This window comes from Marinoscillum furvescens DSM 4134, from assembly GCF_003386095.1.
Taxonomy (GTDB): Bacteria; Bacteroidota; Bacteroidia; order Cytophagales; family Cyclobacteriaceae; genus Marinoscillum; species Marinoscillum furvescens.
Window position 1 is genome coordinate 436427 of record NZ_QREG01000001.1, and the last position, 25792, is coordinate 462218.

19 protein-coding genes are annotated in these 25792 nt (G+C 47.5%); 12 read left to right on the forward strand and 7 right to left on the reverse strand.

Annotated features, from left to right (window positions below):
* The 4 genes from lpdA to C7460_RS02010 all read left to right on the forward strand — a co-directional run bounded on the left by lpdA (position 1) and on the right by C7460_RS02010 (position 7812).
* Positions 1-1398: a dihydrolipoyl dehydrogenase gene (gene lpdA / locus C7460_RS01995; RefSeq protein ID WP_115866378.1), complete on the forward strand. Its 1398-nt coding sequence runs from the start codon at positions 1-3 to the stop codon at positions 1396-1398.
* Positions 1399-1610: 212 nt separating this feature from the next.
* A complete protein-coding gene (locus C7460_RS02000; RefSeq protein ID WP_115866522.1) occupies positions 1611-4058 on the forward strand; it encodes a zinc-dependent metalloprotease in 2448 nt (815 codons plus the stop codon).
* A 255-nt stretch (positions 4059-4313) separates the two neighbouring features.
* Complete coding sequence (locus C7460_RS02005; RefSeq protein ID WP_115866379.1) at positions 4314-6047, forward strand: ATP-binding protein; 1734 nt, start codon at positions 4314-4316, stop codon at positions 6045-6047.
* 34 nt (positions 6048-6081) lie between these two features.
* Positions 6082-7812: an OmpL47-type beta-barrel domain-containing protein gene (locus tag C7460_RS02010; RefSeq protein WP_147302822.1), complete on the forward strand. Its 1731-nt coding sequence runs from the start codon at positions 6082-6084 to the stop codon at positions 7810-7812.
* A 205-nt stretch (positions 7813-8017) separates the two neighbouring features.
* Here C7460_RS02010 and C7460_RS02015 read toward each other — a convergent pair whose 3' ends face one another.
* Positions 8018-8314, reverse strand: coding sequence for a type II toxin-antitoxin system RelE/ParE family toxin (locus tag C7460_RS02015; protein WP_115866381.1), 297 nt, complete (start codon positions 8312-8314; stop codon positions 8018-8020).
* On the reverse strand, positions 8307-8555 hold the full coding sequence (locus C7460_RS02020; protein WP_115866382.1) for a type II toxin-antitoxin system ParD family antitoxin: 249 nt from the start codon (positions 8553-8555) through the stop codon (positions 8307-8309). The genes C7460_RS02015 and C7460_RS02020 overlap by 8 nt, the downstream gene beginning before the upstream one ends.
* 216 nt (positions 8556-8771) lie before the next feature.
* Between C7460_RS02020 and C7460_RS02025 the strand changes: the two genes are divergently transcribed.
* Genes C7460_RS02025 through C7460_RS02035 form a run of 3 tightly spaced genes read left to right on the forward strand, consistent with a single transcriptional unit; the run spans position 8772 to position 12414 of the window.
* A complete protein-coding gene (locus C7460_RS02025) occupies positions 8772-9518 on the forward strand; it encodes a hypothetical protein (RefSeq protein ID WP_147302823.1) in 747 nt (248 codons plus the stop codon).
* Positions 9519-9553: 35 nt separating this feature from the next.
* Positions 9554-10243: a hypothetical protein gene (locus C7460_RS02030; protein WP_115866384.1), complete on the forward strand. Its 690-nt coding sequence runs from the start codon at positions 9554-9556 to the stop codon at positions 10241-10243.
* Positions 10244-10302: 59 nt separating this feature from the next.
* Positions 10303-12414: an AAA family ATPase gene (locus C7460_RS02035; RefSeq protein ID WP_115866385.1), complete on the forward strand. Its 2112-nt coding sequence runs from the start codon at positions 10303-10305 to the stop codon at positions 12412-12414.
* 2 nt (positions 12415-12416) lie between these two features.
* Here C7460_RS02035 and C7460_RS02040 read toward each other — a convergent pair whose 3' ends face one another.
* The gene (locus tag C7460_RS02040) at positions 12417-12980 is read right to left on the reverse strand and encodes a methyltransferase family protein (RefSeq protein WP_115866386.1); all 564 of its coding nucleotides are present in this window, start codon (positions 12978-12980) and stop codon (positions 12417-12419) included.
* Between the two features lie 253 nt (positions 12981-13233).
* On the opposite strand from C7460_RS02040, the gene C7460_RS02045 reads away from it, so the two are divergent.
* Together C7460_RS02045 and rfbD are read left to right on the forward strand one after the other, a co-directional pair.
* Positions 13234-14451: an NAD(P)-dependent oxidoreductase gene (locus C7460_RS02045; protein WP_115866387.1), complete on the forward strand. Its 1218-nt coding sequence runs from the start codon at positions 13234-13236 to the stop codon at positions 14449-14451.
* Positions 14448-15296 carry a dTDP-4-dehydrorhamnose reductase gene (rfbD, locus tag C7460_RS02050; protein WP_115866388.1) on the forward strand — a complete coding sequence of 283 codons (849 nt, stop codon included), beginning with the start codon at positions 14448-14450 and terminating at the stop codon, positions 15294-15296. Before C7460_RS02045 ends, rfbD begins: the two co-directional genes overlap by 4 nt.
* Before the next feature lie 454 nt (positions 15297-15750).
* On the opposite strand, the gene C7460_RS02055 is transcribed toward rfbD, so the two are convergent.
* Positions 15751-16857 carry a DUF2911 domain-containing protein gene (locus C7460_RS02055; RefSeq protein ID WP_115866389.1) on the reverse strand — a complete coding sequence of 369 codons (1107 nt, stop codon included), beginning with the start codon at positions 16855-16857 and terminating at the stop codon, positions 15751-15753.
* Between the two features lie 144 nt (positions 16858-17001).
* Positions 17002-18714 carry a transcription termination factor Rho gene (gene rho, locus C7460_RS02060; protein ID WP_115866390.1) on the reverse strand — a complete coding sequence of 571 codons (1713 nt, stop codon included), beginning with the start codon at positions 18712-18714 and terminating at the stop codon, positions 17002-17004.
* 254 nt (positions 18715-18968) lie between these two features.
* Between rho and serS the strand changes: the two genes are divergently transcribed.
* Both serS and C7460_RS02070 read left to right on the forward strand, forming a co-directional pair.
* Complete coding sequence (gene serS, locus C7460_RS02065; RefSeq protein WP_115866391.1) at positions 18969-20252, forward strand: serine--tRNA ligase; 1284 nt, start codon at positions 18969-18971, stop codon at positions 20250-20252.
* 108 nt (positions 20253-20360) lie between these two features.
* Positions 20361-22508 (forward strand): prolyl oligopeptidase family serine peptidase, encoded by a 2148-nt coding sequence (locus tag C7460_RS02070; protein WP_115866392.1) that lies wholly within the window; start codon positions 20361-20363, stop codon positions 22506-22508.
* 55 nt (positions 22509-22563) lie between these two features.
* Here C7460_RS02070 and C7460_RS02075 read toward each other — a convergent pair whose 3' ends face one another.
* Positions 22564-24915, reverse strand: a complete 2352-nt coding sequence (locus C7460_RS02075; RefSeq protein ID WP_115866393.1) for a response regulator — start codon at positions 24913-24915, stop codon at positions 22564-22566.
* 122 nt (positions 24916-25037) lie between these two features.
* Here C7460_RS02075 and C7460_RS02080 point away from each other — a divergent pair, with 122 nt between their 5' ends.
* Entirely contained in the window at positions 25038-25484 is a 447-nt protein-coding gene (locus C7460_RS02080) for a GNAT family N-acetyltransferase (RefSeq protein ID WP_115866394.1), read from the forward strand.
* On the opposite strand, the gene C7460_RS02085 is transcribed toward C7460_RS02080, so the two are convergent.
* On the reverse strand, positions 25481-25786 hold the full coding sequence (locus tag C7460_RS02085) for a DUF4286 family protein (protein WP_115866395.1): 306 nt from the start codon (positions 25784-25786) through the stop codon (positions 25481-25483). The genes C7460_RS02080 and C7460_RS02085 overlap by 4 nt on opposite strands.
* Positions 25787-25792 lie beyond the last annotated feature (6 nt).

The following is a 25792-nucleotide window of genomic DNA, read 5'->3' on the forward strand; positions in this document are numbered from 1 at the left end:
ATGCAATACGATATTACCGTCATAGGCTCAGGCCCCGGAGGCTATGTAGCAGCTATCCGAGCCGCACAGCTCGGATACAAAACTGCGCTGATCGAAAAATATCCTACTTTAGGTGGTACCTGCCTCAATGTAGGCTGTATTCCGTCCAAGGCATTGCTGGACTCTTCGGAGCACTTTCACAATGCAGAAACCACCTTCAAAGAACACGGGATAGACATCAACAAACCCAAGGTAAACCTCAAGCAGATGATCGCCCGCAAGGCTGATGTGGTAAAGCAAAATGTGGACGGTATCGCCTACCTGATGAAAAAGAACAAAATAGATGTGCATCAGGGCGTAGGGAGTTTCAAAGACAAAAACACCATTGTAATAAAAGGTGAAAAAGAGGAGAAAGAAATCACTTCTGAAAAAGTGATCATCGCTACAGGCTCCAAGCCTGCTTCCCTCCCCTTCATCGAGCTGGACAAAAAACGTGTGATTACCAGCACGGAAGCACTCGAACTCAAAGAAGTACCCAAGCACATGATCGTGATCGGTGGTGGTGTGATCGGTATGGAGCTGGGCTCCGTGTATGCGCGACTGGGCGCAAAGGTGTCGGTGGTAGAATACCTGGACAACCTCATACCCACCATGGATGGCACCATGGGCAAAGAGCTGCAAAAGTCCCTCAAAAAGCTTGGCTTTGACATCTACACCAGCCACAAGGTAACTGCCGTAGAAGCCAAAGGCAAAGAAGTCACCATTACGGCTGAAAGTCAAAAAGGTGAAGCTCTGGAACTAAAAGGCGACTACTGCCTGGTATCTATCGGGCGCAAGCCATACACTGAGGGGCTTGGACTGGAAAATGTAGGTATCAGCACTGACAAGCAAGGCCGCATCGAAGTAGATGGCAACCTAAAAACCAGTGTAGATAACATCTGGGCAATAGGTGATGTAGTGAAAGGTGCCATGCTGGCTCACAAAGCTGAAGAAGAAGGCGTGTTCGTAGCGGAATCTATCGCAGGACAAAAACCACACATCAACTACAACCTCATCCCTGGCGTGGTGTACACCTGGCCAGAGGTAGCCAGCGTAGGCTTTACGGAAGAGCAGCTCAAGGAAAAAGGCCAGAAATACAAAGTTGGCAAGTTTCCATACAAAGCCCTCGGACGAGCCAGAGCTTCTATGGACCTGGACGGACTGGTAAAAATCCTGGCAGACAAAGAAACCGACGAAATACTGGGCATCCATATCATAGGTGCACGAGCAGCAGACATGATCGCAGCAGGTGTCACTGCTATGGAATACAGAGCATCGGCAGAAGATGTATCACGCATGTCGCATGCACACCCTACCTACATGGAAGCGGTGAAAGAGGCATGTCTGGCAGCGACAGACAATCGCCCGATTCACATGTAAGCAGGCATTTACACATTTTTGAGAGGCTGTTTTTAATATCCGGTATGATACCGGTAGTTAGAAGCAGCTTTTTTTATGGCTACACCTCCATTCAAATCACTCAGACACCTCTTCACATCCTCCAAATCGGCCTTTTATGGATTTTTGGATCACTTTCTCACCTGACTGTTTTATTTTGCCAGCCATTCAAAATCAAAACAATCCTGAAAATCATGCGAAAGCCACTACTACTGGCGCTAATGATTGTGACGGCAATGGCCTGTCACGATACCAGCGCTCAACTCTTCGGAAAAAAGAAAAAAAAGGCCGCCACTGAGCAGTCCAAACCCAAGAAAAAATCTCCCTTCAAGAAATATTCGGAAGTCATCACCGACGATGCTCAAACCGACGAAGGACTTTTCACCTTTCACAAAGTAGATGACAAGTACTACTTTGAAATCTCTGAAGACTTACTGGAAAAAGAAATCCTCATCGTCTCCCGTATCTCGGGCCACGTAAAAGGGCTCAACTTCGGAGGAGCAGGCATGAAATCCCGCCCACAGCAGGTCATTCGCTTTCAGCGCAAAGACAACTCCCTCCTGCTGCGCTCTGTCTCGTACAACTCTGTAGCTAGCGAAGAAGACCCGATCTACCTTTCTGTGGTCAACAACAACTTTGAGCCAATCATCCACACTTTCAAAATAGAAGCGCTAGGCAAAGACTCAGCGAGCTATGTGATCAACATCGAAAACTTTTTCACTACGGACGTGCCCATGATCGGGGCGCTGTACGAATCACAACGCAAAAACTTCAAAGTGTCATCGGTAGACAAAAGCCGCTCGGTGATCTCCTGGGTGAAGGCCTTTCCGGAAAACATGGAAATACGCCACATCCTAACCTACAAGGGCAAAAACCTCCCGGACAACCAACTTACCGATGCCCTCAGCATAGAGATGAACCAGTCGATGATCCTGCTACCAGAAGACCCCATGGTACCTCGAAACTTCGATGAGCGTGTGGGCTACTTCTCTATTCGCCAGATCGACTACTCCAAAGAAGAGCACCGTGCTGCAAAAAACCGCTTCATCACCAGATGGAGACTAGAGCCCAGCGACTGGGAAGCGTTTAACAATGGCGAAGCGGTGGAACCCGTAAAACCGATCGTGTATTACATAGATCCAGCCACTCCGGAAGTCTGGAGACCTTACATCAAACAGGGTGTGGAAGACTGGCAAAGCGCTTTTGAGAAAGCAGGACTGAAAAACGCCATCATTGCCAAAGACGCACCTACACCCGAAGAGGACCCGGACTGGAGCCCAGAAGACGTGCGCTACTCGGTGATCCGATACATCGCTACGGATATCCAAAATGCTCAGGGCCCACACGTACACGATCCGCGTACTGGCGAAATCCTCGAAAGCGACATCCTATGGTACCACAACGTAATGAACCTGCTCCGCAACTGGTATGCCATCCAGACTGCTGCGGTAAACGAAGATGCACGCAAAATTCAGTTTGATGACGAACTGATGGGCGAGCTCATCCGCTTTGTGGCGGCTCATGAAGTAGGTCACACACTCGGCCTGCCGCACAACATGGGCTCTAGTGTAGCCTATCCCGTAGACTCCCTACGCTCACCTACATTTACTGCTACTCATGGAGTGGCTCCATCCATCATGGACTATGCCCGATTCAACTACATCGCGCAACCTGGTGATGGCGTGACCAACTTCTTCCCTCGAGTGGGAGAATATGACGACTGGTCCATCTGGTATGGCTACCGCCCAGTTCCTAATGTACAAGCTCCTGAAGATGAAGAAACCACCCTCAATGCGTGGATTTTGGAAAAAGCCGACGATCCTGTTTATCGTTTTGGTAGACAAAGATGGAGCCCGACCGACCCTAGTGCACAAACGGAAGACCTGGGTGACGACTCCATGCGTGCATCCGAATATGGGATCGCCAACCTGCAGCGCATCATCGCCCAGCTATTGGAGTGGGGCACCGAAGATGGCAAAAACTACGAAGACCTGGCAGAGCTTTACAGCAATGTAGTTGGGCAATACAACCGCTACATGGGTCATGTCACCGCCAATGTGGGTGGTGTGTACGAATACTACAAAACCGCCGATCAGGACGGTGCGGTGTATACGCACGCTTCTAAAGACAAGCAACGCAGAGCCGTAGCCTTTCTCAATGAGCAGCTATTTACCACACCTGAGTGGGTCATCCACCCCGGCATCTTGTCTCGAATCGAAGAGGAAGGCATCGTGGACCGCATCAAAGCACTACAAACCCGCACCCTCAACCGACTGCTACAAGGCGACCGTCTGGGAAGAATGCTGGAAAACGAAGCCCTCAACGGCACAGATGCCTATGCTGCCTCACAGCTTTTCACGGATGTGCGAAAGGGCGTGTTTAGCGAACTCCGAAGCGGTAAGACCATAGACCTGTTCCGTCGCAACCTCCAGAAGGCTTTTGTAGAAAAGCTGGGAGAACTGACCAATACGGAGGATAACGATCTGCGCACCTCTGACGTGCCGTCGATTGCTCGTGGCAACCTCAAACTGCTCAAATCAGAACTGTCACGCGGGCTCAGCCGCCAGCGAAACGCGCTCTCGCGCTTTCACATAGAAGACCTCATCGCTAGAATCGACGTGATCCTCGATCCTCGTAGCTAAGCACAATTTCATACACACCCCGCTCCGACCTTTTCGTTGCGGGGTGTTTTTTTACCTCCACCCATCGCCTAACTTTCACCTGCCCAATTCCATCACCTAACGGGTGAAAGCCCGTCATCATCGAAAACCTCACATCGTGGGCGCTATTCTTTGATTAGATTTGGTAACCAACCCGAGTCTAGCCAACCGACCATTCCAGGGCCCACGCTTTGGATAAAATAACCTTAACAATCAGTTTTAATAGCTCCCCATAAAATGACCAAATCAACAGGTCTATTCGTACTTGTGCTGCTCATCAGCCTATGGGCCTCCGCCCAAAAACATCCGCTATCCCGAAGCGACAGTGGGATCGTAGTAGCTAACCTCCAAAAATATGACGACCTCATAGCCCGCGATGACTTCCGCGGAGCTAGTGGTGCACTCAACGACGTGGCGTTTGTCTACTGGAACAACAATCACTACGAAGAAGCAGCCAAATACTACGAGCAGTCGCTGGACCTCAACATGCGCGTGGCTAACGAAAACGGCATAGCCATGATCAACAACAACCTGGGTATGCTCTACGCTGACCTGGGTCGGTATGAGCAGTCGCTGGACAAGTTTAGCAAAACACTAGCTGCCCGGCGGGCGAGCAATGAGGAAGTAGGCATCATCGCTGCGCTGGTAAACATGGCCGTGGTGCTCAACAATCTGGAGCGCTACGAAGAATCCGTCAAAAGACTTTCTGAAGCTCTGGATCTGGCCAGAGAGCACTACGACAAACAGCAGATGCGGAGCGTATATGGCATGCTGTCGGAGACTTACGAAAAGATGGGAGATGTGGAGCGCTCACTACAGTATTTTGAGCTATACAAGAGTTTTCATGAGCAGATCCAGCGTGAGGAGATCAAAGGTGTAAACGAACAACTGGAAAAAGAACGGGTACAAAAACAACAACTCGCCGCAGAGAAGGCGCTGAAGGAAAACGAACTCCTCAAAAAGCAGCTGGAACTCTATCAGAAAAACGAAGAACTCCAGCAGAAGGACTCCATCAACCAAAGCCTCTACTCTAGTCTTTCGGCCCAGGAGCTGGAGCTGGAGCTACTGGAGCGCGACAAGCAGCTGAGCGATCTGGAAGCCGAGGCGCAGCACATCGAAAACCAAAAGCTGGAAGTACAGAAGAATGCCTACCTCACCACACTCATCATTGTGGTGATAGCCGGGGTGATCATCGCCATACTGATCCTGATCAACGTGCGCAAGACCAAGCAGCACAACCAGGTGCTGGAAGAAAAAAACCGCTCCATAGAGGAGCAGCGCCAGGAGCTGGAAGTGGCCAACCATACCAAGGACCGCATCTTTTCTGTGATCTCACACGACCTACGCAGCCCTATTTCCTCCTTGAGAGGCTTTTTCTCTTACATCGACCTGTTTGACGTACCCGATGAACTGCGGAATGCTCTAAAAGGGGTAGAATCACAGCTGGCCAATAGTGCCACGCTACTGGAAAACCTCCTCACCTGGTCGCGCTCGCAGCTAGAAAAAGCCGTACCTAAAAAAGAAGAAGTGGCTGTAGCCGAAATCGTGGAGAAAAACTTTCGACTACTGCAGGAGCATGCCACCAAAAAAGAAATTGCGCTAAGCAGCAGCATCACAAACAATGATGTGCTCTTTAGCGACCCGGATACGGTAGACATTGTGCTAAGAAACCTCATCCAAAATGCACTGAAATTTACCCCAAAAGGGGGCAGTGTAGCCATCAGCTACAACCACTCTCCTGAAGAAGACTGTGTGATCGTAAAGGACACGGGAGTGGGCATGAAGCCCGAAAAAGTGGCTTCACTTTTTGACATCTCTACCAACCGCAGCTCGGTGGGAACAGACAAAGAAAAAGGCTCCGGCCTGGGACTGATCCTCTGCAAAGAGCTCATAGAAAAGGTTGGCGGAGTGATAGAAGTATCTAGCGAACCCGAGGTGGGCACCGAATTTAAACTCCGATTTCAAAACTAAAAAGCATCCTCTAAACACATAGCGCACACACCATATGAAAAGGATTTTTACACTTGTCGCACTACTGATGGTTTTTGCCGCCATGGCCCAAAAGCCCACCCATCACACTGACTCTACTGGCAACCTGTACTGGCGCAAGTCTACACCTGTTTACTTGTTTATTTCTGACAACCCCAACGGCCCTCAGGAGCGCCTCAAAAGCCAGGCCACTCCCGAATACGCTGATCCTTTTTACCTGGATACTGAGGGGGTAAACTACATCCGCTCGCGCAATGCCGTGGATCCGGAAACAGGGCGAGTGCTCCCAGATACGGAAGTGCTTTTTGAGATCTATGCCGACGGACTGGCACCGATCACCACCACCAGCTATGAGCAGGTAGATAAGTATGCCAACGAAGGCGTAACCTACTACAAAGCAGGGCTGCGCATTGGGCTGCAGGCCAAAGACCAGCTCTCTGGCGTGCGCAAGCTACTCTATAAAATCAACGACGGAGCATTTGCTCCATACAGCACTCCAATCAGTTTTGCTCAAGCGGGGGTGTATACCCTCGCTTACAGTAGTGAAGACATGGTGGGCAATGTGGAAGAAACCCAGTCGGTGACCTTTACCATAGACCCTACTGCACCATACAGTGACCTTACGGTAAATGGCATCACGGAAGACCAGGTGATCTCTCTAGGATCTAAGATGTACATCCTGGCCCTAGACTCTATCTCTGGTGTGGCCGATGTATACTACCGCTTCGATGATCAGGCATTTAAAAAATACCGCGGTGGCAACCTGCCATTCACTGACCTGGATGAAGGCGACCATACGGTGACCTACTATGCCAAAGACCAGGTAAACAATGTAGAGCAGGAAAAAAGCTTTTCGTTTTACCTGGACAAATCTGCACCACTTATGGTGGCAGACGTACTGGGTGACCGCTTTATTGTGGAGGACGAGGTGTACTTTTCCGGGCGTACCAAGCTAAAGCTCACTGCCGTAGACAACAAAGTGGGCGTAAAAGAAGTGATGTTTTCGGTAGATGGTAATGAGTTTCAGGAATACAAGCAGCCGTTTTACCTCCCGAGTGTATCTGGGGTGCATAGCATTCGGTACTACTCTGTAGACAACCTCAACAACTCTACTGCCAAAGGCAATACGGGCTACACCAGCCATGGAGGCTATGAGGAGTTTAAGCACAATGTGGCGAAGTTTTATGTAGACCTCACCGGGCCGGTGATTGATCACAGCATTCGCAACTTCTCCTTTACGCGTGACGATACGCTGTTTATCGGGCCCTATTCGAAAATCCGCCTGACGGGCAAAGACCCGGAATCTGGCCTGCAATACATGAGCCACAGCCTGGAAAACATGGTGGGCGAAACGAACTACGAGGGACCATTTACGCTGAGCGAAACTCCTGAGGGCTACCACACGCTGGAGTACTTTGGGTATGACAATGTAAACAACCGCAACACTTCACAATTTTCGTTTTACCTGGACAAAACCGCACCAAGGAGCATCATCCAGTTTAATACCGGACAAACGGGTGAGAAAAATGGCAAGCCGGTGTATCCGGTCACCGTGGGGATCTTCCTCTCAGCCGTGGATCAGACCTCTGGTGTGAGTAAGCTCTCCTATGCACTGGGCAATAATGACCTGAAGCCGTATGCCGGCCTGATCTCTGGCTTGCGCAAAGGCAAGCATGAGCTCCGCGTACAGACGGTAGATTTTCTGGGCAATACCTCCGAGCAGACCATCGAGTTTTATATCAAATAAAGAAACACTTTTACCGGTGATTCACGAAAAGGTCAGGGCGCAAGTCCTGGCCTTTTTTGGTTTTGTCTGATGGTTCGAGGCTTGGCGCCCCCGACTAGGCGCCCCCCATCTCACCATGACAAAACCCAGTCTCGAAGCATAAGGAAAAACCATGCACGTAGTTAGAGACAATGAAGCTTAGATTTCTTTACTGGAATAAAACTTCTTACTTCAGTCGATTTTTCAGGTCCATACGCTCATGTAGTATTCTGGTTATCTCAACCAGGTTATCTGAGACCTTACGATAGAAAATGATATGACGATTCACCTTGTATCCACACAGACCCATTCTTATCATATCATAGTTACGCCCTAGATCAGGAGAAGATGCAATGGCCTTAAAAGCGTTTACAAGTTGCTTGTGATAAGTATCCGCCTGAAGCTCTGACCAATGATCAAAAGTGTAGTTCCAAATTTCTGTCAGGTCCCGAACAGCTCGGTTGGTCAAACGATAATTACCCATTTGATCGGGATGACTTTAGCTGGTCCAGATGAGTAGATGGATCAAAATCTTCTGCAACTCCACTATCAACCCCTTCTTGAATGGCCTGCTTGAGTGAAGTCACTTTACGCTCTTCTTCTTCAAGCAGCCTTAATCCTGCGCGTACCACTTCGCTTACATTCTTAAAGCGACCTTCCGTGACACTTTGTTTGACAAAATTATCAAAATAGTCTCCAAGTGATATTGATGTATTTTTTCCCATGCCATAAAGTTACCAAATATTGGTAAAAGAGCAATCCCCAAATAAATCTCGACTCCCCTATTTTGGGTATTTTACTTAGAATGGTTTGATCTTATGCCGTGAAGTGGTAATTTAAACAGCAAATCACTGCTCAGCAGGTTTTTAACCCCAACCGGGCACCACTTTTCGCTTTAGAATTTTTAGGTGCATGTTGGCCATACACGAACCGCCGTACGATTGAAACTGATAGTCACCGAATCCCAACCTCAAAGCGCCTATCTATGTGCGCCATCATCCAGTATACGCTACTGGAGGCAGTATATGCTGCTAAAAGTCGTTTGCACCTATTATCTAAAGGCCGCTTACAGCCGTCTTTTTCATGCTGCAGCCGTCTTACGGCCACTTACAGCCAACTTTTCGTCGCTGCAGGCGTCTGATGGCCGCTTACAAGCGTCTAATTCAAAATACAGCCGTCTTTTTCATTCTGCAGCCGTCTTACGGCCACTTACAGCCAACTTTTCGCCGCTGCAGGCGTCTGATGGCCGCTTACAAGCGTCTAATTCAAATTACAGCCGACTTTTTCATACTGCAGCCGTCTTACGGCCACTTACAGCCAACTTTTCGTCGCTGCAGGCGTCTGATGGCCGCTTACAAGCGTCTAAAGCAAATTACAGCCGTCTTTTTCATTCTGCAGCCGTCTTACGGCCACTTACAGCCAACTTTTCGTCGCTGCAGGCGTCTGATGGCCGCTTACAAGCGTCTAAAGCAAATTACAGCCGTCTTTTTCATTCTGCAGCAGACGTCTTACGGCCACTTACAGCCAACTTTTCGTCGCTGCAGGCGTCTGATGGCCGCTTACAAGCGTCTAAAACAAATTACAGCCGTCTTTTTCATACTGCAGCCGTCTTACGGCCGTTGCAACCGTCTAAAACGTATTTACAACCAGCTTTTTCGAAATACAGCCGTCTTACGGCCAGCTTATGAAAACCAATTATTCACATATCTAAAATTTACAAATCATGAACGACAGACAAACGAAGTACCTCAATCAGTATCGTGACATCCTGGGAGTCTTAAACAACTACCCTGTGGAAACCAACAAATACGCGGTAATTGAAAAAGCCGCAGATGCTTTTAAGCACAACGTGTCACAGATAGAAGAACATGCCAAAGCTACGGTGGTAGATAGCACGAGCCTGTCTAAAGGCAAAGCCAAGCTAAAGCGAGAGCTGGCAGAGCTCGCCGTGGAGCTGGCTGCTGCAGCCATGGCCTATGCGCAAGAGCAGGACAATAACGAACTCAAAGGCGTGTTTGACATCCACTACTCAGACATCCGCTATGCCAAAGATGAGGATGCGCTCAACCTGTCGCGCGTACTGGAAGAGGAGCTCACTGCTCATCTGGAATCACTGGCCATGTACCTGATCATGCCGGAAGATGTAGCCAAACTCAGTGAACTCAGCAGTAAGTTTCAGGACGTAAGTGAGCTACATGGTGGGACTCAAGCCGCCTCCAAGCGGGCACACAAGACACTCAATGTGCTCTTCCGAGAAACTCAGCAACTGCTGGCCAATCAGCTGGACCTGCTCATGATGCGCCTCAAGCGCCTGGAGCCGGACTTTGCAGAGGACTACTTCAATGCCCGCGGCATGTCCGTGAATGTAAGCCGAAGCTTTGCCACCGAGCCAGAGCCCGACATCCAACACTAAATCATCTATGAATCTCAACCTCCCCCGGGTGAAGGCTCGGGGGCAAATTCCCAAAAACTATGAATGAAATAAAAATAAAACTTGAGAACTGCAACAATATTAAATCGGGTGAAATCTCTCTGAAACCAAAATCCTTGAATATAAAGTACGGGATAAATGGCACAGGAAAAAGCACAATCGCAAGTGCAATTTCACTACAAATTGATAACGAAGGTAGTCTTCAGAAAGAACTAAAACCATTTCATTCATTTGATGATGAAGAAATTCAACCTTCTGTAAATCTACCTTCCGAAATTCGAAGTGTACTTGTATTTAACGAGGAATATTTAAAACAATTTGTTTTTACCAAAGATGAACTCTTGACTAATAGTTATGAAGTTCTCATCAAAACACCCGAGTTCAATGCATATTCAGAGAAAATTGAAGTATTACTTCAACAAATCAAAGCAACCTTCTCAGAGCATGAGGAACTGGATAGAATAATAGACGCTTTTGATCGGCTATCAACAAGTTTCGCATCTACAAAAAACGGTTTATCAAAATCATCCCCCCTTTATAAAGGATTGAAAAATGGCAACAAAATTGAAAACATACCTAAAGAACTATCCGGCTACACGCCACTTATCCAGAATAGCAAGTGTGTGGAATGGCTAAATTGGCAACTTAAAGGAAGTGACTTTCTAGAAATTTCAGATAACTGTCCTTATTGCACATCTTCGACATCAGACAAAATTGAAACCATTAAAGCGGTATCTAATAATTATGACAAGTCAGTTATTAAAAAATTCTTAATAATTACAGAGGCACTGAATGAGTTGGGAGACTATTTTTCTCCAATTGCACAAGAATCGTTGAGAAAGATAACCACAAAAAGCAGTCAACTAAACCCTGAGGAAGAACAATATATAATAGAAGTCAAAAATCAGATAGACACGCTATTAAATAAACTAATTTCTCTCCGAGAAATTTCCGCCAATTCATTGGATTGTGAAGGTAACCTACGAGACCAACTACACAACTTGACGATAGATCTAAACTATTTTGATAAATTCAACTCCCAAACTACACAAGAAATAGTTACAGCAATTAATAACTCAATCAATGTTCTTCTTGAGAAGACCAATCAACTCGAAGCCTTCTTGAGAATTCAAAATGAAACTCTTGGGAAAATAATTCAAAAACGACAAGATGCTATTAACTCATTCTTAACTAGCGGAGGATATAGGTATGAGGTTATAATATCAAAAGACGAATTCAATAGCTACAAACTCCACCTCAAACACATTGAATCGGAATCACCGCTCACTCAAGCAAAGCAGCACCTCAGCTTTGGTGAAAAAAATGCATTCGCTATAATCTTGTTTATGTATTTGGCCTTGCATGAAAACCCAGACTTGATAATACTCGATGACCCCATTTCTTCATTTGATAAGAATAAAAAATATGCCATTTTACACAAACTTTTTAGAGGAGAAAAGGGCCAATGCTTGAAGGGACGCACTGTATTAATGCTTACTCATGATATAGACCCATTGATCGATTGCGTTAAAATCTTAACTGATTTCCAAGGGTTTTCACATGCAAAATTTATAAGGAATTCATCTGGAGTTCTCTCGGAGACCCCCATTAAATCAAAAGATTTAAAAACCTTCGCTAAAATCTGTAAAGATTACCTTAAGTCAGACAGTGACATTGTTTTGAAAGTAATCTTTCTAAGACGACACTTTGAAATTCTAGATAATCTAGGTGATGAATATCAAGTTCTGTCAAATCTTATTCATTTAAGGGAGTTGGGGAAATTGACTGTTAACAAGACAGAAGAACTATCACCTGAAAGATACGAATCTGGAGTAGAAGGAATTGTAAAAGAATTACCAGAATTTGATTATAACGACATTCTAAATGCTTTAAAAGATAGGGGTAAACTTATCCAAATTTACTCTAAAGCTTCAAGTGGCTACGTTAAATTGAACATCTATCGGATTCTTAATGAAGGAAAAGAGACCCCTGATGTCTTAAGGAAATTTATTAATGAGACTTTTCACATTGAAAATGAACTCATATGTCAATTGGATCCTATAAAATTTGACCATATTCCAGAGTATGTCATCGAAAAATGTGACGCAGATATTCTAGGAGATTCAATCACAAGGCAAACTTACCCTGCTTAACCCTACCCCCTCCCCGGCACTATCGCCGGGACTTCTTTTTTGTACTGCTCATAAGCTTGGCCGTATTGTTTAAGAAGCTTTTGCTCCTCCCAGCGGATGCCCAGCGGTAGGTAGGCAAACACCGTAAGCACGGTGGCTACATTTACATCCGTAGGGTGGTAGCCCACCATCCCTATCAGCACCAGGATCGTCCCGCTATAGATGGGGTGGCGCACATAGCCGTGGATACCCTCCCGCACCAGTCCGGTGGCGGGTTCTTTTTTCAGTCCCAGGAAACTCAGCATAGACAGGTGCCGAAAAGACACCATCACGATGATCACGCCCCACGAAGCAAAGATCATGGCCCCATAGCGCATCCAGCCAGGAGGAGTGAATAGCAGTTTGGCCGGAGCCAGCGCCATCAGATAGAGCAAGCCGAGGAGTCCCGCCACACTCACGAGCGAATAGAAAAGCCGATAGACTTGTGCATTCAGTGGCACGGCAGCCTTTATGCGGTCGGCAGCCAGCAGGCTGTGCAGCAGCAAGTAGCCCGCCCATGCCCCGATGATCAATATGAGGTAATGCATGACGGCAATCTATGGCCCTACCAGCAAAGTATCAAATGGAATGGAGTGTAAATGCGGGTAGGTGGAGGTAGTGAATGCTTGTCTAACGTTTTTGGGTTTTGTCCTATACTTCGGCAGGCTCAGTATGACAAAACCCAAACTCACCAAATCCCCTCATCATCCCCACCGCAATACTAACCCCTTACATTCCATCGTCTAAAGGCTCCATTTGCCTACATTTGCCCCAACTCAAGCGCATAAACACAAAACAGCAATGACAGCAGTGAAAATCGCACTTATCAAAGAAGGCAAAGTACCCATCGATCGGCGCGTGGCCCTCACCCCTTTTCAGGCACGTCAGGTAAAGCAGACTTTCCCCAATGTGGAAGTAGTCGCTCAGCGATCGGACATCCGGTGTTTTTCTGATGCAGACTATGAAAAAGAAGGCATCGAGCTGGTGGATGACGTCAGCGACTGTGACATTCTACTTGGCGTAAAAGAGGTACCCATCCCCGAACTGATCGATGAGAAAACGTACTTTTTCTTTTCGCATACCATCAAAAAGCAGCCTTACAACCAAAAGCTGCTGCGCTATATCCTGGACCAAAACATCCGCCTGATCGACTATGAGACCCTTACCGATGAGTCGGGCAAGCGTATCATTGCGTTTGGTCGCTGGGCGGGTATCGTAGGGGCCTACAATGGCGTACTGACCTATGGCCGCCGGTACAACCTTTTCGACCTCAAGCCTGCACACCAGTGCTTTGACCTGGAAGAGCTCAAAACCGAATACACCAAGGTGAAGCTCCCGGCCAACAAGATAGCCGTCACTGGCGGTGGGCGTGTAGCCAAAGGGGCTATGGAAGTGCTCCACGGCATGGGCATCCGCAAGGTATCTCCCGGAGAGTTTTTGCAAAAAGAATATGACGGGCCGGTATTCACACAGCTCAACACCCGTGACTACCACCGCCACAAGGTAGGCAGTAACTTTAGCCGTCATGAGTTTTACAGCACACCGGAAAATTACGAATCAGACTTTCTCAAGTTTGCCCAGGCCGCAGACCTGCTGGTAGCGGCAGCCTTCTGGGACCCAAAAGCTCCGGTGCTGTTCACCCGTGAGGACATCCTGCGCAATGATTTCAAAATCAAAGTAATCGCCGATATCACCTGCGACATAGAAGGCTCCATCCCCAGCACGAAAAAACCGAGCACCATAGAGGACCCCATCTACGACTACAACCCCAGCGATGATGAAGTAGAGGCACCTTTTTCAGACGAAGGCAACATCACCGTGATGGCCGTGGACAACCTGCCATGTGAGCTCCCACGAGATGCTTCGGAGAGCTTTGGCAACGAGCTGGTGCACAATGTACTCCCCGAGCTACTGGGTGACGACAGCAAAAAAGTAATAGAGCGTGCGACGATCACCCTCAAAGGGCAGCTTACGCCAAAATACGAATACCTAACTGATTACGCAGAAGGAAAACTATGAACATACTCGTAACCGGAGCCGGCGGACAGCTAGGCTCAGAGCTACAGGCTTTGGCCAAAACCGAAGCAAACCTTACGTTTCATTTTACAGACTATCCCGAGGTAGACATCACCAATGCAGACAGCCTCGGTGAGCTTTTCAAGGCCACCGCGTTTGCTTACTGCATCAACTGTGCGGCATATACGGCGGTGGACAAAGCCGAAGAGGAAAAGGAAAAATGTGACGCCATCAATGTGACCGGCAGCCAAAACCTGGCAGATCTGTGCAAGGCCCACGATGTGGTATTGGTACATATCTCTACAGATTTTGTGTTTAATGGCGTGACGCACCTGCCCCTGCAGGAAAACGACCTCACCAGCCCGCTGAGCCACTATGGCCTCTCCAAGCTCAATGGAGAAAATGCCATCCGTGATACGTGGGAGAAGCATTTCATCTTTCGCACTTCGTGGCTGTACTCCTCCTACGGCGCCAATTTTGTGAAGACAATGATCCGCCTCGGCGAAACCAAAGACGAGCTGAGCATCATTGCTGATCAGGTAGGCACTCCTACCTATGCCCGCGATCTGGCAGAGGTGATTGTAGCCGTGATCAAAACCAAAAACACAGCCTATGGCCTGTACCACTACAGTAATGAGGGAGTAGCCAGCTGGTACGACTTTGCTGCGGCGGTGTTTGAGTACAAAAGCCTCTCGGTAGTGGCCAAGCCAATTCCTACTGAGGAATACCCTACTCCCGCCAAGCGGCCCCACTTCAGCGTGATGGACAAGACGAAGTTTAAAAAGACCTTCGGGATCGCCATCCCCCACTGGCGCACCAGCCTGAAAAAGTGTTTGGAAATGTTATAACACGAAGACCATTCCAAAACCAGACGACTAAAATAATTTATTGAAGGACGGGCCTTGGTTCATTTTAGGTTTTACAGATGGAAATCAGGTAACAAATAAATATTGTTTGAGCATTTGCTTAACATCAAAATCAGGGAGCAATCGTAATTGCGAGTTTATTTATTTGCTGATTTTCATTTGGAAAATCGTTAAGAAATGAACCCAGCCCTAGATTTTTGCTACTTTTCATCAATGGAAAAGTAGAAAAGTAAATTAAAAAAAAGTCTAATCCAGAGTACTAAATCAAATATCAGACATACAAACTTCCTAAAGCAATTCTCCAGATAAATTGATTGATGCACAAACAAATACAAAATATTGGGAGATTAAAACGCCCCTTATATTGCCTGATTTTCGTTCTTCATAAAAAAGGATGCTCTCGAGCATCCTTTTTTGATTACAACTTCACAGTCCCTCACTCCGCCTGTTCCACTCCTAGCCGCTGCAAATTCGCAATCGAATTGGCTTTCACATTAGCTGGAGGATTCATCGCCAGCGATTTCTTAAACATCTTAATCGCGGCTTTCTCATCCCCCATGGCCACATAGCACTCTCCCATACTGTCGTAGCAGTTGGCTACCTCGGGGTTTCGCTCGATGTTGAGCAGGAAAAACTCTTTAGCCTTATCCATCTGCTTAGCCCCCATCAGCTGATATCCCAGAATGTTGAGTTCGTTTACGTTAGCGATTTCTTTGGCTTCATCGGCTACTTTCACTCCTTCCTCATTATTTCCCACCTGGAAAAGCAGTGCTGCTTTTACTCCAAGCGTTTGCCCGGATCTGTTGGCTGCTATGGCCCGGTCTGCCCAGCCGATAGCTTCTTCATGGTTGATGTTGTTATTGAGGCAGTAGCTGGCAGCCGCTAGTGGCCCCTGCCACCCAAAGCCAATCACTCCTCGCAGCTGATCGCGAATATTGGCCAGCGTAGTTTCCTGATCCACACTGATTTGGATAGGAATCCGCTTATCATCCCAGCTTAGCGCCAGTGTACCTGTATTCGGACTAAAAGCTACAAAATCATAGGTGAGCACATTGGTAAAAGGAGCATCTTCCATTTTGACGGATACCCGCAATACTTCCTCTGCTTCTTCATACCAAAAGCTACCCCACGAGGTGGTGTTGGTGGAAAACAGCACCTGCACCGTGCCATCTGCATTCGGAATCATGTGCAGCCCATAGCTGCCCGCTGCGATTGCTTTGCCTTCAATTTTTACAGGCGTAGAAAACGTAATCACCGTATTTTCATTGGCACCTGCTCGCCAGGGCATCGGTTTTTGATTACCGAAATTATTAGCCGTTAGTCCGTAGGGCACCTGATTGCCCCAGATTTGTCCGGTGCGGTCATTGGCACCGCGGATCACCTGTGGTCGCGAGTAGTTGACCGTAACTTTTGTAAGCCCAATGGTTTGCGTCAGCTCCGCAGCTGGACTCGGCCGAGGTGTGGTGAGCTGAGCATACAAGTCAAAAGACAGCATACAAAGCGCCATGCATAGCGCTGCAAGTAGGGAGGTTGATCTTTTCATGTTTAGTAGGTGTTTGGTTTTGGTAGTAAAAACACCTGACACCCACCACTCCCCGGCTATCCTTATATAACCGGCACTATATGGCTATAAACGCAAAAAACCGGGCGTTGCCCGGTTTTTCTTTTAGTGATGTTAGCGTATGGACTAGCCGTTCATCGAGATGAGGAATTCGTCGTTGTTGCGCGTTCCTTTCATCTTGCTCAGTAGGAATTCCATCGCCTCGTTGCTGTTCATGTCAGACATAAACTTACGAAGGATCCATACACGGCTGAGTTCTTCCTTATCCATGAGTAGGTCTTCTCTTCGCGTACCAGAAGCCGGCACGTCGATCGCAGGGTACACACGCTTGTTGGCCAGCTTACGATCCAGCTGAAGCTCCATGTTACCCGTACCTTTAAATTCTTCAAAGATCACCTCATCCATCTTAGAGCCTGTTTCGATCAGTGCCGTAGCGATGATGGTCAGTGAGCCACCATTTTCTACGTTACGCGCTGCTCCGAAGAAACGCTTAGGCTTGTGGAGCGCATTGGCATCCACACCACCCGATAGGATCTTTCCTGATGAAGGCACTACAGTGTTGTATGCACGTGCCAGACGAGTGATGGAGTCGAGCAGGATCACTACATCGTGTCCACACTCTACCATTCTCTTGGCTTTCTCCAACACAATGCTAGATACTTTTACGTGTTTATCAGCCTGCTCATCGAAGGTAGAAGCAATCACTTCTGCCTTTACCGAGCGTGCCATGTCCGTAACCTCCTCAGGGCGCTCATCGATCAAAAGGATCATCAGGTAGCATTCCGGGTGGTTTTCTGCAATGGCATTGGCCACATTCTTGAGCAATACCGTCTTACCAGTCTTTGGCTGTGCTACGATCATCCCCCGCTGCCCTTTACCTATAGGTGCAAAGAGGTCGAGGATACGCGTAGAGTAATTGTCTGGCTTGCTGCTCAGCTTCAGTTTTTCTTCAGGGAAAAGTGGAGTAAGGTATTCGAAAGCCACACGGTCTCTGATTTCCTCAGTTGTCTTTCCGTTTACGCTTTCTACACGCAGTAGCGCAAAATACTTCTCACCATCCTTTGGAGGACGAATCTGTCCTTTTACCGTATCACCTGTCTTCAGACCAAAAAGTTTGATCTGTGAAGGAGACACATAAATATCGTCAGGGCTAGCCAGGTAGTGGTAGTCACTAGATCGGAGGAAGCCATAGCCATCCTGCATGATTTCCAGCACACCTTCACTGGAGATCACTCCGTCAAACTCTTTTACCTCTTCGTTAAACTGAGCCTTTTTGCTTTTGTGTTCATTGCGATTGTCCTTTCTAGGCTCGCGAGGTTCACGTTGCTCACGTTGCTCACGCTGGGGCTGCTCTTTCTGACCTTTGTTGTCATTGCTTTCGGCAGCATTTTCTCGGCGCTTGCGAGGCTTTTGGTCTTCACGTGCAGGCTTGTCAGCCGAGATTGTTTCTGCCTTAGCTTTTTCTACCGTTTCGTCCAGCTCTATATCCAGCGATTTTAGTAGGTCTTGTGCACTACTGCTCGCTTCTTTAGTTTCTTCTTTTTTAGGTGATGCTTTTGGCTCTTCGTCTTTTTTCTTGGCTGCGGGCGCAGCTTTTTTTACGTTTTCACGCTTTCTGGAGGGCTTTTTAGCAGGCTTTTCTTCGGCCGCAGGAGCTGACTTCTTGTCGTCTTTTTTCAGCTTTTTGATCTCACTATCAGGCATCGTTGCCTGCTTGTCTAATATCTCGTAAATAAGGTCTTTCTTGGTTGTTTTCTTGGCGTTTTTCACACCGAGATCCTCAGCAATCTCCCTAAGTTCAGAGAGGAGCCTGACACTCAAATCATCTAAAGTGTACATAAATCAAAATTGTGGGTTTAATTAACTGGTCCGCTGGTCAGAATGAGCGGGTTTTGATAAACGAAAATGTCGAAATGGGTAAAAATTAAGTGGGTCTCCACTTGAATTGCACCACAAGTATAGGCGAACGCCCAATCTTTCACAAATAAACAACTAAAAAACTAGCCTGGTGGTTCCAAAGGCAATATTTGCACGTGGTATTTCCTTTATTGGCCTAAGCATCATTACTTTGCAAACTCAAAAAAATCTAGCAGATGTTACAAGTAGCTCAAGTAGAAGAAAACTTTGACCTTTTTGTGGAAAGACTCCAAAAAAGAGGCCTCACCAATGCCGCAGAGCAATTGCAGGAGCTGATCTCACTGGACGGTGACCGCAAAAAGACCCAACAACAACTTGATGACATCAAAGCCAAGTCCAACCAGCTGGCCAAAGAAATAGGTCAGCTTTTTAAAACGGGTAAAAAAGACGAAGCAGAGGCTGCCAAAGCGCAAACGGCCGAGCTGAAAGAGCAAAGCAAAACACTTGGTGAAGCACTTACCAGCTTGCAAAACCAGCTTTTGGACCGTCTCTATCAGATCCCCAACATCCCGCATGAGTCCGTGCCCGCCGGCAAGAGCGAGGATGACAATGAGGTAGTAAAAACAGTAGACGACAACACCCCGAAGTTGGCAGATGGTGCGAAACCGCACTGGGACCTGATCTCCGAATACGATATCATCGATTTTGAGCTAGGCAATAAGGTAACTGGCGCTGGCTTCCCGATCTACAAGCGACAAGGTGCACGCCTGGTACGCGCCATGATCAACTACTTCCTGGATGAAGCGCAAAAGGCGGGCTACATGGAAGTGCAGCCACCAATTGTCATCAATGAAGACAGTGGCTATGGCACCGGCCAGCTACCCGACAAAGAGGGACAGATGTACGGCATCACTGATTCTAATCTGTACCTGATCCCTACAGCCGAGGTACCTATCACTAATATTTACCGCGATGTGATCGTAAAAGAAGACGAGCTGCCGATCAAAAATGCAGGCTATACTCCATGCTTCCGCCGGGAGGCCGGCTCCTGGGGAGCGCACGTTCGTGGCCTCAACAGACTCCATCAGTTTGACAAAGTGGAGATCGTGCAGATCGTGCATCCGGAGAAAAGCTACGACGTACTACAGGAAATGGTCGCCCATGTAGAAAAGCTGGTCAAAAACCTGGAGCTTCCTTATCGTATTCTGCGCCTATGCGGTGGAGATCTTGGGTTTACCTCTGCCCTCACATTCGATTTTGAAGTCTACTCTGCAGCACAAGAAAAATGGCTGGAGGTGAGCTCAGTGTCAAACTTCGAGACTTTCCAGGCCAACAGACTGAAGCTGCGCTACAAGGATGCCAACAACAAAAAAGCATTGGCGCACACACTCAATGGCTCTGCGCTGGCCGTACCGAGAATCCTGGCAGCTCTACTGGAAAACAACCAAACCGCTGACGGCATTCGCGTACCAAAAGTACTTCAGCCATATACCGGTTTTGATTTAATCACAAGACCTTAAGGACAATTCATAAAGCAGCGCAACCGCTCGTGTAAGGGCTTGCGCTGCCTCATGGTTTTCAGTTGGTTTGATCGTAAATTCCGATCGATTTAAACACATTTTGAAACCATGAAGAGATCATTACCCCTGTGGGTACTGGGGCTAACTATGGCCTGCAGCCCTAAATCCGACACTTCGGACGCTCCAAAAAATCTTTCGTACCCCGAGACAGCTAAAGTAGATACGGTAGACACCTACTTTGGCACAGAAGTACCAGACCCCTACCGATGGCTGGAAGACGATCGCTCAGAAGAAACTGCCGAATGGGTAAAGGCCCAAAACCAGGTAACCAATGCCTACCTGAGCAATATCCCCTACCGCGACAAAATCAAGAACCGACTAAAAACGCTTTTCGACTATGAGCGTGTATCTGCACCCGAGAAATATGGCGAGTGGGAATACTTCTCCAAAAATGATGGACTACAAAACCAAAGTGTCCTCTACCGACGAAAAGACGCAAATAGCGAGGCGGAAGTCTTTCTAGACCCGAACAAATTTTCGGAAGACGGCACCATCTCTCTGGGTGGATCCAGTTTTACCGAGGATGGGAGTCTCTTTGCTTATGCCATCTCTATAGGTGGCTCCGACTGGCGAAAAATCCTCGTGATGGACACCAAAACGAAAGCACTGGTGGGAGACACGATTCACAATGTAAAGTTTAGCGGCCTTTCCTGGTACGGCAATGAAGGCTTTTACTATAGCTCATATGACAAGCCGAAAGACGGTAGCGAGCTTTCTGGCAAAACGCAGTTTCACAAACTGTACTTCCACAAGCTGGGAACAGCTCAATCGGACGATCAATTGGTCTTTGGCGGGGAAGCTCAGCCGTACCGATACATTTTCGGATCGGTGACGGAAGACAATCGCTACTTACAAATCAGCGCTGCAAGTAGCACCAGTGGCAATGTGCTTTTCATCAAAGACCTAAAAGACCCGGCAGGAAAAATCCTCACAGTGGATAACAACATGGAGACCGACGAGTACATCGTTTCCACAGACGGAGAGCGCATCCTGATTCAAACCAACCAGGACGCTCCCAACAACAAAATCGTGGAAACTTCCATTGGAAATCCTGAAACAAACACCTGGAAAGATGTGATTCCAGAGTCAGAAAATGTACTATCCACCAGCACAGGTGGAGGATATATTTTCGCCAACTACCTAAAAGATGCGCAATCTGTAGTGCAGCAATTTGACCTAAACGGCAACCGCATCCGCGAAGTAGAGCTTCCTGCCATCGGTGCAGTTTATAAGTTTGGAGGCAAAATGTCGGATGAGACGCTTTATTACACCTTCACTTCATTTACCTACCCGAGCTCCATCTTTAAGTATGATGTGACTACTGGCGAATCCATCCTTTACGAGCAGCCTGAGATCGACTTTAATCCAGAAGACTATGTGACCAAACAGGTCTTTTACACGAGCAAAGATGGCACCGAAGTTCCTATGTTTATAGTGCACAAAAAAGGATTGGAGCTAAACGGTAAAAATGCCACGTATTTGTACGCTTATGGAGGTTTTAATGTAAGCCTCAAACCAACCTTCAGCACCTCACGCATTCTTTGGCTGGAAAATGGCGGTGTGTATGCACAACCCAACATCCGCGGTGGGGGCGAATATGGAGAAAAATGGCACAAGGCCGGCACCAAGATGCAAAAGCAAAATGTATTTGATGACTTCATAGCTGCTGGAGAGTTTCTAATCAGCGAAGGCTACACCTCTTCAGATTACCTGGCAATAGCAGGTGGATCGAATGGTGGACTACTGGTGGGTGCAACGATGACTCAGCGACCTGATTTGGCGAAAGTGGCATTTCCTGCTGTAGGGGTGATGGACATGCTGCGCTATCATAAATTTACAGCTGGAGCAGGCTGGGCCTCAGACTATGGCACATCTGAAGACTCCAAAGAAATGTTTGATTACTTGCTGGGTTACTCACCGGTACACAACCTAAAAGAAGGCACAAGCTATCCCGCCACCATGGTGACCACAGCTGATCATGACGATAGAGTCGTTCCGGCGCACTCTTTCAAATTTGCAGCAGGGCTTCAAGCCGCTCATGCAGGAGACAATCCGGTACTCATCCGGATAGAAACAGATGCAGGCCATGGAGCTGGCACACCTATTTCCAAAAAGATCGATCAGGAGGCAGACAAATATGCCTTTGCCTGGTACAACATGGGAGTGGTCCCCGAAATAGCTAAAAAAGACATGTAATACTTAAGCTGAGGGTGCCACGAGTGGTGCCCTCAGCCTTTTCTACTTTTTGGATTTATTTCACCGGTTGATCCACCAGGTACTTGATGAGTTTTTGATGAAGCTGATCAGGGTGAAAAGGCTTCACTACAAAATCATCTAACCCCACAGAGGTCATGTTTTCCTGAAAATCAGCCAACACAGTAGCCGTCAAGGCCACGATCGGCAGCCTGGCACCCTGCTGGCGCAACCTGCGTGTAGCTTCATACCCGTCCATTTCGGGCATTTGCAAGTCCATCAATATCAGGTCAAACTTATCCTCTTCGTAGCAATCCAGTGCTTCCACACCATTTCCTGCTACCTCCACTTCGCAGTGCCACTTCTCCAAAAATCTTTTGGCTACCATCACATTTATACTGTTATCCTCCACAAGCAGGATTCGTTTTTTATTGAGTGGATCATCCAGTATGCCTGGACGGGTGACGGGCTTGCGGTAACCTTTGGCTATTTTCAGTGGCAGGGTAAAATAAAAGCGAGACCCTTGCCCCAGCTCACTCCACATGTTTATCTCCACACCCTGCAGTTCCAGGATTTTCTTTGTGATGGAAAGCCCCAGACCGGTGCCACCATACCGCCTGGTGATCCCGCTATTGGCCTGATTAAACTTATCAAACACACGTGCCCGATCTATTTTTGATATCCCGATACCCGTATCCTCCACACAGAAGTAAATCGCAATGGAGTCTGGGCTGCGTTCTTGCTGCTCTATCTTCAGTTTTACACTCCCCTTCTCCGTGAATTTCACCGCATTGTTGAGGAGATTCGATAGCACCTGGGTGAGGCGCCCGGCATCACCAAAATACATCAGTGGCAGGTTTTCGTCGTAGTGAAAAGTAACCTCCGTATCCCTTTCTCCTGCCTGAGCCTGAAACCCTGCCACCAGGTTTTCCCCGAGGGTGTACAGGTTGAAATACCCTTCCTCCAGTACCAGCTTGCCAGACTCTAGTTTGTTATAATCCAAAATGTCATTGATCAACCGGAGTAGATTCTCCGAGGAAAACTTCAATGAGTCCAGGGTCTTTTTCTGGTCTTTTCGTGGGTGACTGTCCAGCAAGTGATGCGTAAGCCCAATGACCGCATTCATGGGCGTGCGGATTTCATGCGACATGATAGACAAAAACTCCGACTTGGTTTGCAGTGCTTGCTCCGCTTCTTCTTTGGCCTGCCGCCAGGCGATAGCCACCTGCTGTGAAGTAGTCACTGACTGTAAAAAGAAAAACACCATGTAGCCGAGTGGCACTACAAAAGCCGGCACTGTCAGCAACTCAAACTGATGCAGGGCACGCACTGTAAACACCAGCAATATCATACTCGTACTGATCAGGGCATAACCAGCTCCCGTCCGTTTATTGATAAATGCCAACACATAGACATAAAACGCCAAAATGATCAACACAAATGCCAAGATCAGGTAGTAATCATGCAATGCCGTAAACCACACCGGAGGCAACACCAAAGCTGCTACCAGAAAAAACGACGACAAACCAATAATCACCTGATCCCACCTTTTGGGAGCATCTTCAGGGTAGGTGTTGTAAGTGTATTTGGTAAGGAGAATGGTCACCAAATACACCGTAGCATATTCCATTTTGATCGTGATGATCCACGGTATACCTGGAATAAGCCAGTGCATGAGGTAATTGCCACTGCCAAAAATGTAATAGCTAAAAGTGAGACAAAACAGGGAAAAATAGAGAATACTTGGCTGCCTACGCCCATACAAGTATAGCCCCAGGAAAAACAACCCTCCCATAATCAGTGCCCCGGTGAGGATAGCATCTAGTGTATACACATAATGCTGATATTTGGTAAGGTGTGACTGGTCACCAATAACAATACTTTCCAGAGGACCACCTTTGGCATGTCTAAAGTTAGAAACCTGCAGATTGAAGGTATTGGTATCTTTAAGAATCCGAGGGTCGATCGGTACAGTAAGCTGTCTCCAGTGAGGTCTGGAAGTTTCTTTAGTAGCGCCTACTTTACCATTGCTGCTTACCAGGTGCCCATTGATATAAAACTCATAAGAACAGTAAACCGCGGGTGTATAGATGGCAAACTTACGAGCAGGGTCTAGCAAGACAGTGAGCTGATAGGTACCAAAGCCCTGAGGCTTACCATCAGTAGCCTCCATTCCGTTCCACAGCCCTGGAAACTTCACCAATTCACCTCCTTTCACCGGCTCTGTGGTGAGCTCATTCCATAAAAACCGCCACTGACCGTCCAGGTCTACACTCAATACCTCCTCCGAATCATTCCTTAAATCCACCATACCATCGATCACCTCCTGCGCATGCAAGCTACAGGTGAGCAATACCAAAAGGGTTCCTACAAGGGTTTTGAGACTAAGGGCTTTCACGAATCTGATCATCAATCAATGGCGCGTATCCAGTGAAACTAACTAAAAGTTTAAAAACTACAATCGACCCACGAAGATTATCCCAAAAAAGCCGATGCAGAAACTGTTTCAGGAAGAGTCCCTATTTTAGCATCATGACTACAATCAGACAAGGCACAAAAGAAGACCTACCAGCAGCACTAGAGCTAATCCGTGAGCTGGCCATCTACGAAAAAGCCGAAGACCAGGTATCCAACACCCTGGAAATGATGGAGCAAGATGGCTTTGGTGACCATCCGGTTTTTGGTTTTATAGTAGCTGAAGAAAACAATAAAATAGTGGGCATGAGCATGTACTACTGGCGCTACTCCACCTGGAAAGGTAAGCGCATCTACCTGGAAGACCTGATCGTCACAGAATCCAGGCGAGGCCTCGGCATTGGCAAGTTATTGTTTGACGAAACCATAGCCATTGGAAAGGCCGCAGGTGCTACAGGCATGATGTGGCAGGTATTGGACTGGAACGAACCCGCTATCAACTTCTATAAAAAGTACAACGCTAAAATGGAAGAAGAGTGGCTCAACTGCCACCTGGATTTTTAGATTTCCTCCAATAATGTGCGAAACGCTAATGCTTTGTCCTGATACCTCTCCAGGTGTTTTTGACGCAGTGCTGGTGCATGATCTGCCAGATAGGTGTCTAGCTCAGCCTTGCCAGGTGCAAAATACTGAACAGCGTAGGTAGAACCTTCAGCTTCAGGCGACTCATTTAGAAGCCGTAAAAATTTATGCTCGGCAAAACAACCCGTACGCATCACCTCCGGAATATGCACGTCCTTCATCCATGTCAGCCAATCCTGCTCCACCTGAGGAGCTACACTTACGGTTACATTGTAAAGTATCATTTATAT

Excerpts from the sequence above, each read along its gene's own strand:
- C7460_RS02015 (WP_115866381.1), bottom strand. The coding sequence starts at position 8,314 with ATGGGTAATTATCGTTTGACCAACCGAGCTGTTCGGGACCTGACAGAA.
- C7460_RS02010 (WP_147302822.1), top strand. The coding sequence starts at position 6,082 with ATGAAAAGGATTTTTACACTTGTCGCACTACTGATGGTTTTTGCCGCC.
- C7460_RS02045 (WP_115866387.1), top strand. The coding sequence starts at position 13,234 with ATGACAGCAGTGAAAATCGCACTTATCAAAGAAGGCAAAGTACCCATC.
- rho (WP_115866390.1), bottom strand. The coding sequence starts at position 18,714 with ATGTACACTTTAGATGATTTGAGTGTCAGGCTCCTCTCTGAACTTAGG.
- C7460_RS02075 (WP_115866393.1), bottom strand. The coding sequence starts at position 24,915 with ATGATCAGATTCGTGAAAGCCCTTAGTCTCAAAACCCTTGTAGGAACC.
- C7460_RS02005 (WP_115866379.1), top strand. The coding sequence starts at position 4,314 with ATGACCAAATCAACAGGTCTATTCGTACTTGTGCTGCTCATCAGCCTA.
- C7460_RS02070 (WP_115866392.1), top strand. The coding sequence starts at position 20,361 with ATGAAGAGATCATTACCCCTGTGGGTACTGGGGCTAACTATGGCCTGC.
- C7460_RS02040 (WP_115866386.1), bottom strand. The coding sequence starts at position 12,980 with ATGCATTACCTCATATTGATCATCGGGGCATGGGCGGGCTACTTGCTG.
- C7460_RS02085 (WP_115866395.1), bottom strand. The coding sequence starts at position 25,786 with ATGATACTTTACAATGTAACCGTAAGTGTAGCTCCTCAGGTGGAGCAG.
- rfbD (WP_115866388.1), top strand. The coding sequence starts at position 14,448 with ATGAACATACTCGTAACCGGAGCCGGCGGACAGCTAGGCTCAGAGCTA.
- serS (WP_115866391.1), top strand. The coding sequence starts at position 18,969 with ATGTTACAAGTAGCTCAAGTAGAAGAAAACTTTGACCTTTTTGTGGAA.
- C7460_RS02080 (WP_115866394.1), top strand. The coding sequence starts at position 25,038 with ATGACTACAATCAGACAAGGCACAAAAGAAGACCTACCAGCAGCACTA.
- C7460_RS02020 (WP_115866382.1), bottom strand. The coding sequence starts at position 8,555 with ATGGGAAAAAATACATCAATATCACTTGGAGACTATTTTGATAATTTT.
- C7460_RS02030 (WP_115866384.1), top strand. The coding sequence starts at position 9,554 with ATGAACGACAGACAAACGAAGTACCTCAATCAGTATCGTGACATCCTG.
- C7460_RS02055 (WP_115866389.1), bottom strand. The coding sequence starts at position 16,857 with ATGAAAAGATCAACCTCCCTACTTGCAGCGCTATGCATGGCGCTTTGT.
- C7460_RS02035 (WP_115866385.1), top strand. The coding sequence starts at position 10,303 with ATGAATGAAATAAAAATAAAACTTGAGAACTGCAACAATATTAAATCG.
- C7460_RS02000 (WP_115866522.1), top strand. The coding sequence starts at position 1,611 with ATGCGAAAGCCACTACTACTGGCGCTAATGATTGTGACGGCAATGGCC.
- lpdA (WP_115866378.1), top strand. The coding sequence starts at position 1 with ATGCAATACGATATTACCGTCATAGGCTCAGGCCCCGGAGGCTATGTA.